This window comes from Pseudoalteromonas sp. UCD-33C (assembly GCF_001306895.1).
In the GTDB taxonomy this organism is placed as follows: Bacteria; Pseudomonadota; Gammaproteobacteria; order Enterobacterales; family Alteromonadaceae; genus Pseudoalteromonas.
The window spans coordinates 28,855-50,077 of the sequence record NZ_LJTB01000020.1; the positions used below are offsets into that span (position 1 = coordinate 28,855).

Consider the following 21,223-nt stretch of genomic DNA (forward strand, 5'->3'; position numbering starts at 1 on the left):
AATAAAATCTCGTTGATAACAAGGCAAAAATTTCGTTATTTAGTTGTTCTAAATGAGAGATTTTTAACGCAGTTAGCGACAGATTTAATCCCTCAAAATGATTAAGTATTATTGCGAGTTGGCATAATCCTCTCGGTTGGAATTGGCATTGCACAAACATCGATGTAATCAGGGCTTTCAACAAACCACGCTTCTACTCGATTTTTACGCGCTTCGATGAGGTCTTTAAAGGCATTTGAGTCTGTTTTCATCACCCGAAATTCACTGTTATCTGTATCTTTAATATCTGCTAATACTTGCATATCTGTGATGAGGTTAAATGGCTGACCTTCAGTGGCTTTACGCTGCAATAGGTTAAAGTGCTCCATGCCTTCTAAAACACGACCAAACACGGTGATATTACGGTCTAAATAGCGCTGGCTATTACCGATGGTGACATAAAATTCGGTACCACCGGAATTAATATCATTACCGCGGGCCATAGCAAAAATTCCTGGGCAATGTACTTGCCATGTTTCGGTTTGGCTTTGGTTTTGTGCCACAGCAAAGCCATTTAAAAAGCCCGTTTTAGCGGCATAGCCATCAGGCCCTTTAAGCTCTGTAATCGCTAAAGGAGCCTCGGTGCGTAGATAAAACTCAGCAGGTAACCCTTTTTTGGCATTTTTAACAGGTTTACTTTCGCTGGCATCCCCGCCCTGCGCAACAAATCCTTCAACAAAGCGATACATACTCAGGCCTTGATAAAACCCTTCTTTGGCAAGCTGTCGCATGTTATTTGCGTGAATAGGCGCTAGTTTATCGTTTAGTTCGATATAAGCAGCCCCCGTAGGTAAGGTTAATTTAATGACGTTTTCGGCACTGACTTTTCGCCACTCACTGCTATTTGCGGTTTTAATGATTTCGCCAGCGGAACGTTTTTGGCTTGTTTCTTTTGCAGTAATTGGTGCAGCTAAAACTACGCCAAGACACAGAGTTAATAGACTTAATTTCATTGTTATTATCTTTTAAGTAATTGACAATTCAGCCTATTAACTTATGCCCTAATAAGCAAGTAAAAGCGATGTTTGGTGACAAGTAGAGATATTAGTCCCAATCAAATTTATAAAGAATATCAACATTTTGATAAAGGCCGCTGGTGACCTCAATATACAATTGCGACAACAATTGATAACGAACTGCCACTTCACTTAGTGAATCAAAAATACCGACACTGTATTTTACTTGAATACCTGGTGTAACATAGCCAGATATTTCAACTTTGGTGTCATCCCCGCTACCGCTTGAACTTAAGCTAACATCAGACAAACCAAAGCTTTCACCAATTTTAGATACCACACCTTCACTACGGTTTACACCTTGGGCAAGCAGTAATTGGGTGAGCATCGCATCGGTTGAACTATCTCCTTCATCAAGAGGTTGACCATTTAATAAATAAGCCAATGCTTGGGCTTGGTCCATCGCAGGCTCTGAGAATACTTTTAATGAAGGCTGTTCAACATTACCAGTTAAGGTAATACCCGCAATCACGCCATTCGAGGTGTTGTCTGGATTACGAATTGCCTTAATGTTCAAGTACGGTTTATCAATTGAGCCACTAAAGCCCACCTGACCGGTACGAATTTGCAAGTCTTGACCAAAAGCACGATAGGTACCTTGAACTAGGTTCAACTCACCCGTTGCTATCATCGGCGTAACTTGGTCCATGCTGATATTAATGTCGCCTTCAACTTTCGACTGTAAGCCGAACGAGTCAACGCGCACATCATTTTCAACCAACACCTTTAAGTTAATGGCATAATCAAAGGGGACTTTTTCTGACTGTTGCTGCTCAATATCAACAATCACTTCATCATCACTGACTTGCACAGCTCCCTCTGGTAGCTCTTCAATCGCAATTCTTCCCCATGGCACTACAACTTGCCCATCAAGATTAAACGCATTATTTTTTAACGACATAGTTAAGTCTGGAGACACTTTAAAGGTGACATCTTGCTGAGCACGCACAAAAAACTCTTTACCGTTTAACTTCACGTCAACGTCAGGTAAATCTTGCTGCCAATCAACACCGCCAGATAAATTAAGCGCGCCGCCTTGTGTGTCTTTGAGCTCACCCGTGAGCTTCGCACTTTGGTTATTAAAGGCAATGTTTACATAGGAATTTTGCAGCGATACAGGCAAAGTTGCCCCTTCTAGATTGATTTTTTCGACATCAAAATCACCATTGAGTAATGGCTCTTTTAAAGTACCTGCGATTGCTAATCGACCTTTGATGTCGCCTGTTAATTGCTCAAGTGAAGCAATAAAAGGTCGTAGGTTTGTTAACTCAATTTTCTCAATAACCAAGTCGCCCGCTAAGGTCTGTTGATTTTGAATATCATCAATGTTGAGCTCTGACGTCACTTTACCTAATACAGATGAATCAACTGTGGCATTAAGTTTACCCGTTTGCGCATCGCTCATTGCCGAGATATCTAAAACCTCTATCGGTAATTTATAAACATTTGCGTCATCAATTAAAGATAGTTTGCTGCAAGGTCTCAAAGCATAGTTTTGAGTTATCACTTTGCCAGCAATGCGCGCCTACATTAAAGTCAAAGGTTTTGGTATTTACTTGGATATTAACCGGTTTATCAGTGCCAAAGCGTACCTGATTATCGGTAACAAGAATTTGGCTTAGCGCACCTTGCCAGGTCTCTTTATTAAATTTACCGTCTACATCAAATGATGCCTTGCCTTGATCTGCATCGAGTAAAAAAGTTAAATGATGATCTGTTTTATCGCCACTGGCGTCTAACTCAATTTGATTAATTTTATGCTCTGCGATCGATGCAGAATCGAGCACCAGTGACACATCCGTTTGCCAATCTGCTGCGTAATCAAATTGCCCTTTTAATGTTAAACCATCAACCTGAATATCTTGATAGCTCAATGTATTAAGGACTAGATTTAAATCAACCGTTGGCGCAAGACGCTCACCACGTAAGCTCAAATCAGCAAACCCCTTGCCTTGCATAGGCAAGATATCTTGACCACTTGCATCTAGACGCAATTTACCGTCTACACGCCATACGTCATCAACCTGTCCCGATAGCGCAATTTCATTTTTACCGCTTTTCACTTCAAGTTTTTTAAAACTCGCATGCAGGCTGCTATCAAGTTCAAAATCCGACAATAAGGTCACTGGCACTTCATTAACTGAACCATTTAATTGCGTGTTATCTAAGGCAAGCTGCCACTCACCTGCCTGTAAATTAAATGAACCATTAAATTCACCAGATAAATCACTGCTTAATGCATCCGTTAAGTATTGGGCTTTTAAGTGGCTTAAAACCCCTTTAAACTCGCTTTTTACCCCGTTCGACCAATCAACTGATGCGTTAATGTCTGCTTTACTGTCATTCGCATTGAGGCTTAACTGCTCAAGTTTTGCGTTTGTTAAACTACCGTGTAATTGCGATTTCACAGTCATTGCAGGTAATGCGTCTAACTGCGTTACTAGGCTCAAATCGACAGCATAAGCATCGGCATGGCCTTTGGCTTTTAAATCAAAGTCCGATAATTGCAGCTGTTGTGTATCTGTCGTAATTTGCCACTTTGCTATCTGGCCTGTTAAATCAAATGGGTAATTTGTTTGTTTTAGGTTAACAGCCCCTTTTAACTCTGCTGGGTACGCTCCTTGCGTTACTAAATCTAACGTTAAATCCTCAAGCGGGCCTGAAAGCGATAACTTCGCTTGATGCTCAGTGCTTTTTACAGACACTGCTCCCTCAATTGTATTTTCACCAGAAAGCTCTGCCATTAAATTAGAGTGCAATTGCCATTGCTGATAACTTGCAGCAAGCTTTTCAAGATTAATATCGCTGCCCTTAGCAGACGCAACTAATTCAATATTTTCTACAAGCTGAGCCTCTTCAACACCATAAGGGGTTACAGCAACTTTACTGATTTGAAATTGCTTTAACTCAATATTAATCGGTAGCGTAATATCGAGTGATGGTAATGCTGGCAGCTCTGTTAATGGCGTTGATTTAGGCTGCTCTTTTGCTTCGTGTAGCATCACAGCAACATCAGCAATGGTCAGTGTATCCACTGTAATATCCGATTCTTCGCCGCGACCACTTAAGTTTAATTTGTTGACTGTTACATCGGCGCTCGGGTGCGCAAGATTAAAGCGATTAATTGCAACTCGCTTAACAGCAACTTTCATTGGTAAGTTGATTTGACCAGCTTGCTCAGCTTCAGGCTCAGCTTCCGTGCTCTGCTCAGTTGATGCAGCTTGGCTTTTAATGCTTAGATCAATCGACTGGGCGCTTAAATTATCTAGGCAGATACCATCACAACGCCACCAGAATAAATCAATTTTTAGCTGCTTTGCCTCAAGCTTGATGCCTTGATTTTCAAAGTGAACATCAAACGCATCGTTATATAAAAAACGACCAGATGGCAGGTTGATTTTTAAACCATCAACTAACTTATTCGCTGTGTATGCAATAAAGTGATTACCGGGCGCGGTGAATAGCGAACAAAACACAATAACTAGCAGACTTGCCAACGTGATTGATAGAACCTTGGTTATCTTTTTTAACATCTTCATTAGATTTCAGGCCCTATGGTAATACTTAATCGGGTACTTTTGCTTTCTTTTGTTAAACCCCAAGCATGGTCGATACGTACAGGACCAACTGGCGTTAAATACCGAAAACCAAAACCGGCACCGACTTCGACGCGATCACTAAAATCATTAGTCGCAGTACCACTATCGACAAATAAGGCTGCGCGCCAATGTTCAGCGAATTGATAGTTATATTCAACAGTGCCACTCATTAAATATTTACCACCAATTAGGCGCCCTTTTTCATCTTCAGGGGAGATAGATTCATAGGCAAAACCACGTACACTCTGATCACCACCGGCATAAAAACGCAGTGATAACGGCACATCATTTATATTATCGACCAACATGGCACCTAGATTGGCTCTTAAAAACAGCATATGGCGTTCTGCAAAAGTAGTTAACCAGGCATTTTGCAGTTGTAAGCGCAAAATATTGGTTGAAGACATCATATCTTTTAAACCAAACTCTACTGACATCATCCATTGATAGCCTTCATAAGGCGTTGTGCCCCCCTCGGTGTCTTTTTTGGCATAACTAATACCAGGCATCAGCATTTTTGCGCTTTGTTCTTCATCCCCTATTCGATAGGTCTCGTAATCGCGTCTTAGAAAAGCAGTACGTACCCAATCGTCATCAGTGAGCCACTGCCGCTGAAGCTGTCCCGTGAATATACGACTGTATAAATCATTGGTTAATTCATCTTCAAGCTTGTAACCCACAGAAAAGCGCCAAAGATCATCATTAGGGTCGTCAACTGGCACCGTATAGCCAAGTGAAATATCTTGCTGGCGCTCAGATACATTGAGGTTACTTTCTAAATAATGACCATCTTCGGTGATCCAAGGCTTGGTCCATTTGAAACGGACTTTTGGTCCAAGGTCAGTGCTATAACCGCCACCCACTTCATAACTATTGGCAGGTTTGTGTAATACATCAACGTTGACAGGCACTTGATTATTTTTACGTTTTGCAATATCTGCATACACACGAACACTGGCAAAGTAAGGGGTGCTCGACAATGCTAAGTTGTAATCAGAAATCTCGGTCGCATTATAAGGCTGACCTTGTTTAAATTCAGCCAGCGAACGAATGTATTTTTCGGCTGGAGTCTCACCACCAATTGTGATGTCACCAAACTGATAACGGGGCCCAGTATCGACATTGAAAATGACTTTTGCGCTATTATTTTTTAGCGAAACTGCCAATTTATGCTCATGCCATTTTGCATCAAAATAGCCTAAGTCTAATAGTTGGCTTTCAATACGTTTTCTTGCGGCTTCATATTTACCGTGATTTAAAAAGTCACCTTGTTTGATTTTGATGCTGTTGACGGCAGACATAAATTCAGCGTCATCTTTACCGGCACCCGTGATAGTCACGTTAATATCTGCAATACGGGTAGCAGGACCACGTTGAACATCAACAATTAAAAGCTGCTGAGCATCATCGAAACTAATTTTGATTACCGGCTTATAATAACCAAGCGCCTTTAAACTCATTTCAACTTGGCTTTTAGCGTGACGCCTTAATGCCTTAGAAGTTTTTTCATTGACCAGTTGCTTAATGTAAAGCTCAACGTTTTTTTCGAGATCATCACTGATCCCTTGAATTTTATAATCTTTAATAACAGTTGAGGCACTAATTGCGTGCTGGCTGTATGAAAAGCAGATAAACACAAAGACAAAAAAGAAATGCCGAGTATACAAAAAATATCCTTACTTTTTTGGAAGAGTCATAATCTAAAATGAGTACAAAAAGATACTAGCACAGTGCAATAGCCACTGACATAATTGAAATGTTAAAATTAGTACGCGTTAAACAATTATTTTCGCTACAATAGCGGATAATACCTAGATTTATAATGAATGAGCGACTAAATGCACTTCCCTGATGACGAAAACGGTCAATTATTAGCTGAAATTGCTGACGCTGGTGTCGATTTAACCAGTATGCAAACTATCGATTTCTATATTCTTTTTGAACAAAAGCCTGAAGCAGAAAAATTTGCTGAAGCAATTACAAGTGATGAACTTGCCCCTTCAACAGAGTTAGCCAAATGCCCAGATACAGGGGTGTGGGAAGTAATAACTCGTGTGAAGATGGTGCCAGATCACACCTTACTTAGCCAAACAGAACAATACTTAGAAAGCATTGCTAATAGCCATAATGGTTATGGCGATGGTTGGGGGTTGATGGCCGAAGAAGAATAAGCCATTCCACAATCTCGTAAGGGGATCAATTTAATTGATTCGCCTTACGAAAATTGCCCTGATAATCAAATAGCTTTTCAGCCACTTTCCAACCGTATTTTTTATTTTTACGCGCAATCACAAAATCGGGGGCAAGTAGTTGCTGTTGTAAATTGACAACCTGCTCAGCGCTTTGCCATTCAATCGGGGTAAAACCAAGTGCTGCTCGCTTACCAAACTGCTTATTAAAAATAAATCGTCCGGTGTCATTTGCTAAGTTAAATACCTCATCACAACTGGCTCCATCTTCATCATAATAGCTAATTTTAAGTAAACCTTTTGCGATCACCTGAGCTGACAAACCACTACACCTTAATACCAAGGCATCTTTTAAATTTAGTGCTTCTCGTAGTTTATCATCAGGGTCTGCCATCATGGCACCACAGGACTGACACTGCCTTGCAGCAATATCATTTTGTTCACCACACTGCTCACATTCTTTAAATCGAAAACGATAATCGCACTGTACTTGTTCTTCACCATCGTCCAGCAAGCCTTGGCAACGCCTACCAAAATGCTCAACCACTTTGCCTTCGCTGTCTGTTTTACCCCAAAAAATATTCGCAAATCCACAGCCTGGACACAGCACTTGAACAGGCTCATTATCACTTTGCGCTTTTTTACTGCCGACCTCTGGGTAGAACAAATCAAAGCCGTTACCTGCATAATCAATCACTAAGCAGTCTTTTTTTCCTTCGCTTAAACGAAGGCCTCGACCAACAATCTGTTGGTATAAACTGACTGACTCGGTGGGACGTAAAATCGCAATATAATCGACATGAGGCGCATCAAAGCCCGTCGTGAGTACAGATACATTTACTAAATACTTTATTTTTTTTGCTTTAAATTGATTAATAATTCGGTCACGCTCGTCATTATCAGTATCACCCGTGATAAGTGCCGTACTATCCTCAGGTAAGTAACTGGTAATTTCTTTGGCATGCATTACGGTTGCTGCGAAGATCATCACGCCATGACGCTGTTCACTGTATTCTATAACTTGCTTGATAATCGCTTTTGTTGCGCGTGTATTATCTTTCAATAACGCATTCATATTCTCAATACTATACCGACCAAATGAATCACTCGGTAATGATGAAAAGTCATAATGGCTAATGGCTGCATCGACTTCATGGGGCGGCGTTAAATAGCCGTTCTTGATCATATAGCGCAGTGGTAACTCAAAAATACACTTTTTAAACGGTGCATCTTTATCACCTCTAACAAAACCATGATAGTGATGATGGTAAACCCAACCCATCCCCATACGAAATGGTGTTGCGGTTAAGCCAAGTACTTTAAGATTGGGATTTTGTTTTTTTAGACTCGCTATCACCAGCCCGTACTGGCTTTGTTCATCACCGCTTACACGGTGGCATTCATCAATGATCAACAAAGAGTAAGCATCAGTGAGCTTTTCTGTATTGCGTGCCAGTGATTGCACACTCGCAAAGGTGACTTGCTCTGTTAAAGACTTTTGCTTTAACCCCGCAGAAAAAATACTCGCCTTAAAACCAAAGCTAATATATTTCTCGGCGTTTTGCTCTACTAACTCTTTAACATGCGCGAGCACCATAATCTTTTGTTTAGCAATGCGCGCAAGTTCAGCAATAACAAGGCTTTTTCCAGCCCCTGTTGGTAAAACAATCAGTGCGGCGTCATCTGTTTGTCGAAAGTGAGCAACCGTGCGTGCTACGGCCTCTTGTTGGTAGGGTCTAAGTACGTACTTCATGTTATCGGACTATAATCGACATAAAAAAGGGAAGCATACGCTTCCCTTGATATTCTTTAAAGCAAAAATTAAGCGAGGTGTTTTGTTAAATCGACACCTTGGAATGCTTTAGGACGTTTGCCACGGCCTGTCCATTCAACAATTTCGCCATTAAATTCGATGCGGTACTTTGGTTTTACCTTAGTACGCTTATCTGTTGAAGCAACATCTTGTAAATCTTCTAATGTAAGTCCTTTTTCTTTTAGTAGATCGAGTACTTCTTTTTTAGCTTCTTGCTGTTGAGTATATTTCTCGATTGCTGTGTCAATTAGCTGTTTTGCTTTTTCTAATTCAGATAATGACGCAGATTTCACAAAAGATCGGATTTCTTTCATTGAGAGCTCTCTTAAGTATTAAAAGTTAAGTTAAATGTTCAACAGTAGCTAGTATATGTGGATTTAATGAAATAATCTATTCCATGTTTATTTTTTATCCTATCTATTTATTATAGCCATAGCTTTATTTTATCTATTACATCCCTTAACTCAGTAATTAATTGTTCCACTATTAATGTATCTTGCTGTTGATTAAAGGTATTTTCCGTTGTCACTATTAGCTCAGATAAAGGTGGGTATTGCAGCATAACAATAGCGCCTTTAAGTTTATGTATTGCAGCAGAAACCCTTTCTAAATTTTGAGCTTCCAAGTGCTCTTGTAGAGTATTTAAATCACTTTGCAAACTGTTAATAAATACGTCGGCAAGCATTTTCGCATCACTCTCATTACCAAAAACAGTTAACCAATGCTGCTTATCTTTTATACCTTGTAAACTGATATCAACGCCTTCACTGCTATTAGGCAAATCATTAGAGCTTAAATCTATAAACTCAGCTAGACGATTATATAATTCATTAAGTTTATAAGGCTTAAATAAAACACTATTCATTCCTGACTTTAATGCTTTGTTAAAACATTCTTTTGAATCATCAGCGGTAAAGCCAATAATTGGCAAATGTTTAAATTTTTCTTGATTGCGTAATTGCTCCGTTAATTTAAACCCATCTAAGTCAGGCATATGACAGTCGGTTAGTAATAAATCAAACTGTCCTGTTTCAAGTGCTCTGAGTGCAGCAATACCATCATCAACCATCACTGCTTTGATACCGAGCTTCTGGCATTGTTTTTCGAGTAATAATTGATTTGTTTTATTATCTTCAGCAATTAATATTTGCCCATGTAACTGAGCATTTTGCGCAGCCACCCCCTCATCATTGCTGGTATGTACATTATCTAAAAGCTCTCTTAGAGTATCTGGATATAATGGCTCTGTAGGTAAAATATGACAGCTACAATTAGCCGGCCTATGCTCTTTTTTTGCACTTGCGACTAAAATGTAGTTGTTGTTTGCAGTACTGATTGATTGCAGCCAATTAGCGCCCCACAGCGTTTTAATATAGCTTTCATCAATAAGAATATTATCTTCCTGCGTAAATGCCTCTTTATCTATTGGCCAACTTAATTGGTGATGCTTTACACCCATATTAGCTAGATTATTTAATAACTGATGGTCTTGAGAACACACAGCCCAATTCACTGATACAGCCTGCAGTTTTTGTTTGCTGACGCTTTTAAGTGGCACAGCAATGTAAACATTGGTACCTTTACCAAAAGTACTTGAAATGGATATTTCACCTTGCATGGCTTCAACAAGTTGCTTTGCCAAGCTCAAGCCTAAGCCTGTACCTCCATGGCGACGTTGAATTGAGTTGTCAGCTTGCTCAAAAGGGGTAAATGTATGCGCCAACTGCTCAGCCGTCATACCTTTACCCGTATCTGATATTTCAACTTTTAAAGACTGCTTCTCAAATAACACATCGCAGCTTATTGAACCGTTTTCAGTAAACTTCACAGCGTTATTTAAAACATTAGAGAGAACCTGCATCAAGTGGCTTATGTCAACAGAAGCTAAGGTATAAGCAGCTGTACGCCATATTACGTTAAACTCAAGCCCTTTTTGCTTAGCTAGGTATTCATGGGCACGCAAAACACGACATAAATGTGCTTCTAGGTCGACCTCACGTAATTCAACTTCAATATTGCCTGTCGTGGTGTTAGCAAAATATAAAATATCATCCACTAATGTGCGAAGCTTGGTTACAGAACTGTCAATGTGCTCAACGAGGTAATGCTGCTCTTCATCAAGCGGTGATGATTTTAACAACTCTATAAAGCCATTTACCCCAGACATTGGCGTTCTTAATTCATGACTCATAGTGGCAATAAAGCGGCTTTTTGCTAGATCAGCTTGATGTGCAAGCTGAGTAGCTTTACTTAAGTCTGCTTGTTGGCGTTTAAGTAAGCTGATGTCCAGCAAGATCCCGTTCCAACGCACACCTTGCTTATCGTCTCGTTTATTAATTTCAGCATTAGCAATATAACGACACCAAATTTGCTGGCCGAGATTATTTATCCGAAACTCAATATCAATCAGTTTGTTAAATTTTGTCGCTGCTTTAAAACTCTTGGCGATTTGCACGCGGTCTTCATCAACAATAAATGGCGAGATACATCCCGTCATACCGCGCTGGTTAATCATTCGTGAAGTGACACCTAATAAGCTCTGCGCGCCCTTACTTATATAGGTATAACACCCCTCACCATTGTCATAATACTCATACTGGAATACGCCGCCGGGTATGGTATCTGTGATGGTTTGTAGAAGCTGTTGAACTGACTGATTCTCACGTTGTAAATGGCGGTGCTCAGTAACATCAGTAAGTACTGTCATGATGCCAGCTAGTTCACCATCTAACCCCACATACGGCTTTTTAGTGTAAAGCAGCTCCAGTTCTTTGCCAGCTTTGTTAGTGTAATTAATATGCTGATTAATGACTTTGCCTGAATTTAAACTTTGTTCATTTTGTGAAATTAGTTTTTTTACGACTTTAATATCGCCGCGCAGATATTGGTTATTTTCATCCCATAAGTGAGCAAAATTTTCTTTGTAGGCACGATTCCACATAACGCGTTTTTGATGCTGATCTTGAATCACCACCATAGTGGGTAAGTCATCAATGAGTTTTTGAGTAAAGTTAAGCTTAATCAATGCCACTTCTTCAGCTTCTTTACGCTTTGCAATTTCGCGATTAATAGTTAACCGCCAGCTAATAAAATAAATCACCGACACAGCGATTAAAATTAAAATAAGAATTGCCGTGGTATTCACTGTTTTGCGGTCGTAGCCACGTTCAATACTAAAAATGCCATGTCGGTTCACAACATGGCTAAAATCGTTGCTGGTCAATGTTTTAAATAAGCTGTCTAGCAAAGTCGCAAACTCTGAAAAGTGCTTATTCACTAAAAAATAAATAGGCTGGGTATACCGGTATTTTGGATTAATATAAAACTCACCAATATAGAATTGGTTTAACTGGTATGCCGCAATACTTTGCGGCAGTATCACAGCATCAATATTGTCATTTCTCAGTGCATAAAATAGCGTTTTAATTGAGTCAAATGATACCGTTTCAACGAGGTCATTCGTTACAAGCTTTTGCTTAGGGTCAGCAAACGCTTCTAAATAACCAATTCGTTTAGTTTTGCTTGCTCGTTTAGAGATTAACACCATCTCTAAACTGTAATGAGCTGGCAATGCTATCAACACCCCCTCATCAATTTTCGTGGGGTTCATGGTCGGAATTAAATCAATTTTATTGGCCAAAAAAAGTCGTTCCAACTCTTTCGAATTAGCCGCAGGTATATACTTAAACTGAAAGTCACTGCGCTGAGCTAAAAGCTCAAGAGTATCGTTTAAATAGCCGTCAGCTTCACCTAAATTACTTGTCGCATGAATTGGATAGAGACCATCGACAAAAGAAAATGTCAGTAAGTAATTATTTTCTTCTTTTTTATCAATACGGTTAAAATCACGCTTAAATTGACTATACGCTTTAGCGGCTAAATATTCTTCACTAGCAGAACTTTCCCATAGTTGTTTCGTGGTTGGTGAAATAGCGGCTAATACCGAATTAACTTGATTGCGTAATGCTGTTTTGTTTTTATTAAACATTACATGCAAGGTTTCGCTCGATAGCCAAACTGGGCTCACAACTTTCAGGTTTTCTTGAGAGCGATTTTTTAGTTGATGAGATAATACTGAGTAATCACCCATAAAGGCATCAAACGAGCCATCTGCTACTTTTTTAAAGGCGTCTTCGGGTTTTATAAAACGATTAATAAATAGCGCGCCATTTTCAACTAAATATTCACAATGTGAGCTACCCGTAATGCACACCCAACGTAAGCTCGCTAAGTTTTTCAAAGCATCATTTGCGATAGACTGATTTGCGACAATACCTCTTGGCGCTTCCATGAAGGGTGTTGAAAATAAGAAATGCTTTTTACGCTGTGCGGTTTTATTTAGGCCTACAGCAAAATCGATCTCACCAACTTTAAGCGCATCTAATAACTCATCTAAACTGTCGTAAACACGGTATTCAAGATCGGCTTCAGCCAAGCGAGCGATTTCATTACTATAACCAACAATAACACCCGAAAACTGCCCATCAGCATCCCGGGTATGGTAAGGAAAAAAATTATAGTTAACGATACCCGCTTTGAGTTGTGTGGCTAAGACATCGAATGAAAGACACAGCGTCAAAAACAACACTATGATTTTATGGAAATAACTCAACTGAAACATCGCTTTTATTAAGGTTTTTTAAGTATAAGAGCATAAATTGATTTAAACAACTGCACATAAATCTTACACAAGAGCTTAAGTAAATAATTAAACCTTAAAAATTAATTATTTTATAACTGTAAAACCTATAGTGAATTTGTTTATAAAATAAAAAACCCTGCAAGCGCAGGGTTTTAATATACAAGTATTTAAATCGTTCGTTTAGAACTTAAATTTGAAACCTGCATAGTACAGACGACCAACTTGGCTATAAAGAGTATCGTCGTAGTCTAATTCAGAGTTCAATACTGGATCTTTATCAGCTAAGTTATTAACACCTAGTGTTAGATCAAGATTCCAAGGCGTTGCGTAAGTATAGTTAATATCGATAATGTTATACGAAGATAACTCACCAACTGCTTTGAACTTAGTACCTTCATCATTTGCATCTTCAGTTTCTTCAGCTGTAGAAGCAATATGGTTCCAATTTACGTTTAACATGTGAGCTTCGATATCCCATGTTAAGCCCCAGCTGATTCTTCTTTCTGGTAAGCCAGCACGGCCAATTTTATCAACGTTAGGGTAACCGATGATATCTGGCTCTTCATAGCTAAGTACTTCTGACCAAGCAAATTTAGAGCGAAGTAGACCTGCGCCACCTAAGTCAAATACTGCGTTAAGTTTGAAATCTAAGCCATCTGTAGAGAAACCAGGGATGTTAGCCATTGGTGCAGTAACAAGTAACGAACGACCAGTTGGATTACCACCACGGTCTACAGATACTTGGTCATAACCAGCAGCGTTATCATTTGGATCTTCAGGGTCACCTAAAAGGCCAGCTAACTCAAGGTCAAATACATCTTGTGTAGATAACGAGCTAACTTGGTTAGTGATTTCGATATCATAGTAATCAACTGACATATCGATATTATCAGTGATGTTATAAACCATACCGAAACTTACACTTTCTGATTCTTCAGGTTTTAATGAATCAGTACCGATGAAGTAAGTTGTATGTTGTTGAGTACGACAATCAGAACGTGATGTACCTGCTGATGTACATACTACAACATCTTTAGCTGATGAAGCTGACTCTTGTGGTGCTTTATATAGATCTTCCAGCGTTGGAGCACGGAAACCTTCACCCCAAGCAGCACGTAAAACTAACTCATCAAATGGCTGGTATTTAAGTGAAACTTTAGGAACAAATGATGAACCTACATCGCTGTAATCATCATATCGAGCAGCTAAGTTTAACTCTAATGTGTCTACTACAGGGATTAACATTTCAGCAAAAACAGCTGATTCTGTACGGTCACCTGCCGCTGAACCACCAGCAGTACCAATGATGTTTTTCGCTTCGTTTTGAGCTTCCGCTTGGTCAAAGTAATCAGTTTCACGGTAGCTAGCACCAACATATAGGCCTAGTTCACCTGCAGGTAAAGTAGCTAACTCATTAAAGCTTACGCCTGCAGTTACTTCACGTAATGTACTACCAGAACGACGGTTACTATTTGCGGCGATATTAGCTAATTGAGTAGCATACGCAGATTGATCTGGGTCACGTGGATCCCAACCATCAATGATCGCATTTTCTACGCTTGGGCGATGAACATAGCCTTGACCCCACTCGTTCATTTCATAACGGTTATAGTGTGCATCTACATGCCAATCAAACACTTCACCCATACCATTTAGAGATGCACTCCAATCAGCCATGTTGCTAACTTGCCAAGTGTCACGTGAAGTACCTACGTTATTAAAGCGGTAATAACCACGGTCGCCTTCATTAACAGCCATTAAGCCTTTTTCTGTGTCTTCAGCAAGCGCAATAGGGAATGTAAACCAGCCTGCTGCAGGTGCGAAACGACCAAAGCTTTCATTACGCGAATGTAATGAACGGAAGTTAAAGATTAAATCATCATTGATGTCATAATCAAAGTTAACAAATACTGAGTCACGCTTTGTTGAAGCAGCGTCAGCAGCAACAGCAGTATAATCATAGTGACAGCCGTCGTCAGCAGGGAAATCTGGTGCATCATTATGATAAGCAAATGAATCACCGTACTGCGAACAGTCTTGACCAGTGATCATTGGGTTAAACTCAAATGTTTGCATATCTAGAATGTTACGGCCATACCAGCTTTGACCTGTTGTACCAGCGAATGTACCTGAGCCATCGTCTGTTGCACGTGAGAACCAACGATCACGAGCAAAAATAATATCACGCTCATCATGCTCATAGCTGAATACTAGGTTAGAGTTTTCTGATTTAAGACCTGTGATAATTGAGAATGATGACTCATCACCACCGCCATCACGGCTCGGAGTACCCATACGACCCTGAACTTGAACACCTTCAAAATCTTTTCTTAAAATAATGTTTACTACACCGGCGATCGCATCAGAGCCATATACCGCAGATGCGCCATCACCCATAACTTCAATGCGCTCTACAGCAGCAAAAGGGATGGTATTTAAGTCAGCTGCACCACCACCCATAACAGGTGAACCTGGCATTTTCTTACCGTTAATTAAAACAAGTGTTCTTGAAGAACCTAAACCACGTAAGTTTACTGTTGCCTGACTTTGCGCAGTACTACCTGATGATGGTTGGATCGAACCAAATGAGTTAAATGTTGAACGGTTTAATACGTCTGCAACACTTAATTGACCTGAATTATCTAAAGATGCACGGTCGATTACAACAACAGGGTTTGCACCCTCAATGTCAGTTCGTTTAATACGTGAACCTGTAACTTCGATTCGCTCAACTTTTTCTACACCTTCTTCTTCAGCAGCAAAAGACGAAGCTGAAAATGCAGCAGTTGACGCTGCACCAAAAGCAATCGCTAAGCGAACTGCTTTTGAAACTTGATTATTTAACATTTGATTCTCCCTGGTCATATCCATGTTATGACTTTATTAATTTATTTTAACCCTTAAAGAGGTACTAGTACCCCATAAGGGAATTAAATACTAATATTAGGGACAACTTTTGGTCAACAGTTTTTTAACCATTGTTTTTCAATGTAAATTTTAAGTTTCAGGTGTATATAAGATTAAAGAAAAGTTTGATTACATATATTTCACATTAGTTTATATATTCGAAACAATAAAAAACCCAGAATAAGGTTTGAGCCTTAATTTCTGGGTTTTTTGTATTTTTTTGATAATTTATTATTTCAAATATCTAGCCAAAAACTTTTCCATTTTTGTGTAAAGCTCAACTTTATTTTCTTGCTTCTGAAAGCCATGACCTTCATTTTCTTTCATTATCCATTCATCATCTGACAAAATTACTCCTTTTTTTGCCAGTGCATCGCGTAAATCAGTTGCGTGTTGCTTAACTACACGCGGGTCTTTCGCACCTTGCACTATCATTAGTGGCGCTTTAATTTTATCAACATGTTGCAACGGTGACATTCGTTTCATTAGGGCTTCATCAGATGGATCACCAATCTGCATTTCAAGCACTTCACGTTGTGACTCCCAATGCTTTGGTAATGTATCAAATAATAAAGACACATCTGTTACGCCAACGTAATCTATTCCGCATTTATAAAGTTCAGGTGTAAACGCAAGGCCTGCTACTGTGGCATAGCCACCGTAACTCGCGCCATAAATACAGACCTTATTCGCATCTGCGATACCTTCTGAAACCAAATATTTAACGGTATCTGTAATATCATTTTGCATTTCAGCACCCCATTTACCACCATAGCCCGCTTGCTGGAATTTGCGACCATAACCGCCAGACCCCCTAAAGTTAACTTGGACTGTGGCATAGCCTCTACTTGCAAAAAACTGGGCTTCAGGATTGAATCCCCAATAATCTCGAATTCCAAAGGGACCACCATGTGGATTTACGATAAGAGGTAGCTGTTTACCCGACGAGTTTTTAGGAATTGTGATATAACCATTTAATGTTAAACCATCTCTACTTTTGAATTCGATAGGCTGCATCGGCGACATCGCTTTAGGATCTATCCATGACATTGGGCTTAATAATGCTTTTAAGCTATTGTCATTTTTATTGAATAAATAATATTGGCCGGGATCAGTGTCACTCGCTGCATAGACAATATTGAGCACTTCATCATCAGAGCGACTAGTAATTGTCACAACTTTATCGGGAAATGCCTGCTTTAATGAGGTCATCATTTTTGCAGTCTGTTCATCGAAGTATACTTCTTCAGGGTATTTGTCATAAAAACTAATTGAAGTAAGCTTTTTACGCTTTCTCGAAAAGCTAAGCGATGTAACATCAACGTTATCATGGGCAAAAATTTGTTCGCCTAACTTATTCGTTTCTGGATCGAAATAAAAAACAGCTTTGGTATCACGACCTAAATCAGAAGCGACGAACAACCTTTTATTATCGAAATCAAATGCCAAAGGTTCAATATTTGCCTCTTCGGCATTGTACTCTCGTAATACTCTGAATTTTTCTTCGCCTTTTCCTTTATATAGTAAAGTACCTTTTAAACCTTCAATCGTTAAAGCGCCACGTACCTCACCATCATGATCAAGCATCCACCCCTGAACGTTACCAGGGTTCTTTGCAAGCAAGTCCATCTTGTAATTACGTTCGTGTTTACGATCCCAACGGCTGTCGATTGGCAGTTTATATAAATCTGGAGCAACAATGTTTCGGCCATTATATTGCACCAGAATATGCTTCGGATCATCTGGTAATAAATGCACAACTGATGCAGAGCGGATACCTGATGCGCCAACTTTTGATCCGACTAACTGCACGACCTTTGCACGTTTCTTATGGGCATCAATTGTATAAATACTGAATGCTTCATTACCATTACTGTCTAGTGTAAAAATAATGTCATCATTATTCGCCCAAGAGAAACTATTGATATCTTGCTCATCAAACTTTGTTATTGGCCTCGCATTTTTAAAACCATCAACTTCCATTACAACAATATTTCTACGCTCGTTAATTGGCGATAAAACCGCAAGGTACTTACCATTTGGAGAAAGTTGCAAATTAGAAAATTTAGGTGTTTTAAAGAAGTCCTCAATTGGGATGTCTTGCGTTTTGGAGCCGACACTCATAGATAAACTGAGCAAACTACTCAAAAGTAAAAACCATATTATTTTCATTTTAATATTCCCTTTAATTATGACGATAAATGTTTGGGTTATTTATAACTTAGTACTTTGCATAAAAAAACCCTGCTGTAGCAGGGTTTTAAGAGCTTATACTAATTATTTTAGCTTAGAATTTTTGTTCTAAACGAAGGTACATTGAACGACCTGTTTGATCGTATAATGACCAGCTTGAATCACGGTAATCACGGAAGCCGTCATACCAAGAAGGTGCTTTCTTATCAAATACGTTGTTAACACCTACAGAAATTTTAGTATTTGTTGGTGCAGTGTATGTGAACTGAGCATTATGCTTGAAGTATGAAGGAACGTCAGCAAGGTAATCAACACCCCACTCTTCGTTACCTGACTCTTGAGCGCCTACGTAGAACATAGTCCAAGAAGCACTGTAATCTTCATAAGAATAGCTAACACCTAAATCAGCTTTCCAATCTGGGTAATCTTGAAGACCAGCATAATCAAACGGTTCTGCATCTTTGTCTGCTTTCTCTTCAAATTCCATAACTTTTGAAACGTTTAGCATTACGCCAAAGTCACCGAAGCTAGTTTCATGCTTGTAGCGAGTTGAGAAATCGAAACCAGACGTTTGTAGTGATGCTTTATTGATATATCCTGTGTAGATGTAATCAATTTGGCCAGTACCATTAGCACGGTCGATAGCATCTGGTGTAGAACCTAAACCACCTTCTTCCTGTTCAATACGTAGAAGTTCAGTTGTGCTTACGTCATCGATACGGTTTTCGTAGCTGATATCGTAGTAAGTTAATTCTACTGCTAAGCCATCAACGATATCCCATACGAAACCAAGCGTCGTAGAGTCACCCGTTTCTTCAGTAAGGTTTGCATTACCACCGAACCATGTCGCTACTTGCTCACCAGCGTCAGAACAATAACCTTCTAATGATTGACCAGGGTTAGCATCACACCATGCTGTATCACGAACAGTTGGGAAGCTTAATGCATAAGACTGGAACATTTCGCCCATGTTAGGAGCACGGAAAGACTCACCCCAAGAACCACGGATTAATAATGTGTCAGTTGGGCGCCAAGTAACACCTACTTTTGGAACAACCTTATCAAATGTAGTGCTCTTTTCACCAAGGTTAGTCATACCTGACTGTTCGTATTTCTCATAACGACCAGCAACAGTTACATCAATTTCGTAAGGTAAGCTTGCTTGAATTTCCATGTATGTAGCAGTACGGTCACGAGTTGCATATACGTCATCGCCGCCTGAACCGCCTGAGATGAAACCATTTGCAGACTCAGGATCAGATACTTGAGTGAAATCAATTTCTTCAAATTCTGCACCAACAACACCAGCAATAACGAAATCACCGTTATCAACGAATGTAGTAGACACTAAACCATCAATTTGTTGGCTTTCGTAACGACCTTCATAAGTACCTGTATGCGCTGCATATTGGTATAAGTCTGTAAGTTGAGTATTCCACTCTTCGTAGCTCATGCCTGTAGTGTTAAGAATATCATATTCACCAGAGTCAATTGCGCTTTGTAACATTACGTCATTAACTAGGTTGCTACCAAAAACATTTGTTTTAGAGATGCTGTTTTGGTAGTTGATTTCCCAATCAAAACCATTACCGATATCAGTGAAGCCCTCAAGACCTAATACGATGTCTGTAGTAACAACTTCTGTTTTTGTATCACGGTTACCAATTGGCACAGAACGCATGTAAAGACGGATATCTTCATCTTCTGGGTTATATTGGTTGTCAGCATCCATCCAAACTGCACCGGTAGATACTGGCGTACCTGCGTAACGAGAGTTTGTTTCGTTGAAACTTGCCATTGCACGACCAACAAAGCGAATGTTGTCAGTCAATTCATAGTTAAAGTTAGTTAAGAATGAGTTATTTTCTACGTCTGGGTAGAATTTTGTAACGTTACCGTAGTTATATAAACAACCACCAACGCCGTTCTCATCTATAGAATTTACGACGTCAGCTGTTTGGTCACAAAGCTCAGGGTTAGAGATATAGCTACCCGCACCACCGATTCGGTAGTTTGGAACATGGCTATAACCGCTGTACGCACCGTAAGTTGGATCGTCCATCGCCCAAATTTCTTTGTCGAAGATTGCATTGTCACGTGAGTTTTCATACGTGAAGATGATGTTACCTTTTTCAGATGTGTAACCTGAAGTAATTGAGAAAGTTTTGCTTTCGCCACCTTCAACTTTAGGTACTTCGTAATCGTATTTTACGCTAACGCCATCAAAGTCTTTTTTAGTGATGATATTGATTACACCAGCAACTGCAGATGAACCATAAACAGCTGATGCGCCATCGCGAAGAATTTCAACACGCTCAACAACAGCCATTGGGATGATTGATGTATCAGCCGATGAACCAGAAGATGAACTTGTACCAGGCATACGACGACCATCTAATAATACAAGTGTCGCGTCAGAGCCAAGGCCACGTAAGTTAATGTTAGAAGAAGCTGCACCACCAGCACCGTAACCAGATACACCTTTCCAAGAACCGAAAGAGTTAGAAGCAAGGTTATTTAAAACGTCAGCAACTGTAGGCTCACCTGAAAGGCTGATTTCTGCCGCTGATAAAACGGTAACTGGAGAGCTGTTCTCAAGATCTACCTGTTTGATACGTGAACCAGTAACTTGGATACGCTCAACTTTTTCTGCGTTTTCTTCATCTGCAGCAAATGTGCTTGCAGAAAATGCAGCTGTAGAAGCTGCGCCAAAAGCGACCGCTAAGCGAACAGCTTTTGAAACTTTATTATTTAACATTTGATTCTCCCTGGACCATGTTATTCATGGAATATTTATAGTTATTCAAAAAAAATGCATATTAGGC

Annotated in this window: 9 protein-coding genes and 1 pseudogene; 1 reads left to right on the forward strand and 9 read right to left on the reverse strand. The window is 39.6% G+C overall.

Annotation, left to right across the window (positions count from 1 at the left end; all coding sequences use genetic code 11):
• Window positions 1-101: 101 nt before the first annotated feature.
• The 3 genes and pseudogenes from AOG26_RS19825 to AOG26_RS19835 form a co-directional block, all read right to left on the reverse strand.
• Window positions 102-992: a peptidylprolyl isomerase gene (locus AOG26_RS19825; RefSeq protein ID WP_054564032.1), complete on the reverse strand. Its 891-nt coding sequence runs from the start codon at window positions 990-992 to the stop codon at window positions 102-104.
• Between the two features lie 91 nt (window positions 993-1,083).
• Window positions 1,084-4,594 (reverse strand): annotated as a pseudogene (locus tag AOG26_RS19830) (translocation/assembly module TamB domain-containing protein).
• Window positions 4,594-6,321 carry an autotransporter assembly complex protein TamA gene (locus AOG26_RS19835; protein WP_054564033.1) on the reverse strand — a complete coding sequence of 576 codons (1,728 nt, stop codon included), beginning with the start codon at window positions 6,319-6,321 and terminating at the stop codon, window positions 4,594-4,596. The pseudogene AOG26_RS19830 and the gene AOG26_RS19835 overlap by 1 nt, the downstream one beginning before the upstream one ends.
• Window positions 6,322-6,492: 171 nt before the next feature.
• On the opposite strand from AOG26_RS19835, the gene AOG26_RS19840 reads away from it, so the two are divergent.
• Entirely contained in the window at window positions 6,493-6,825 is a 333-nt protein-coding gene (locus tag AOG26_RS19840) for a ribonuclease E inhibitor RraB (protein WP_054564034.1), read from the forward strand.
• A gap of 25 nt (window positions 6,826-6,850) precedes the next feature.
• Here the strand turns inward: AOG26_RS19840 and AOG26_RS19845 are convergent, their stop codons facing one another.
• From AOG26_RS19845 to AOG26_RS19870, 6 genes are all read right to left on the reverse strand, one after another.
• Window positions 6,851-8,596, reverse strand: coding sequence for a DEAD/DEAH box helicase (locus tag AOG26_RS19845; protein WP_054564035.1), 1,746 nt, complete (start codon window positions 8,594-8,596; stop codon window positions 6,851-6,853).
• A gap of 68 nt (window positions 8,597-8,664) precedes the next feature.
• Window positions 8,665-8,970 carry an H-NS histone family protein gene (locus AOG26_RS19850; protein WP_054564036.1) on the reverse strand — a complete coding sequence of 102 codons (306 nt, stop codon included), beginning with the start codon at window positions 8,968-8,970 and terminating at the stop codon, window positions 8,665-8,667.
• Window positions 8,971-9,080: 110 nt separating this feature from the next.
• Window positions 9,081-13,235, reverse strand: a complete 4,155-nt coding sequence (locus AOG26_RS19855) for an ATP-binding protein (RefSeq protein ID WP_054564037.1) — start codon at window positions 13,233-13,235, stop codon at window positions 9,081-9,083.
• A gap of 243 nt (window positions 13,236-13,478) precedes the next feature.
• Window positions 13,479-16,145, reverse strand: a complete 2,667-nt coding sequence (locus tag AOG26_RS19860) for a TonB-dependent receptor plug domain-containing protein (protein ID WP_054564038.1) — start codon at window positions 16,143-16,145, stop codon at window positions 13,479-13,481.
• 291 nt (window positions 16,146-16,436) lie between these two features.
• The gene (locus tag AOG26_RS19865) at window positions 16,437-18,377 is read right to left on the reverse strand and encodes a S9 family peptidase (RefSeq protein ID WP_054564039.1); all 1,941 of its coding nucleotides are present in this window, start codon (window positions 18,375-18,377) and stop codon (window positions 16,437-16,439) included.
• A gap of 115 nt (window positions 18,378-18,492) precedes the next feature.
• Entirely contained in the window at window positions 18,493-21,156 is a 2,664-nt protein-coding gene (locus AOG26_RS19870; protein ID WP_054564040.1) for a TonB-dependent receptor, read from the reverse strand.
• Window positions 21,157-21,223 lie beyond the last annotated feature (67 nt).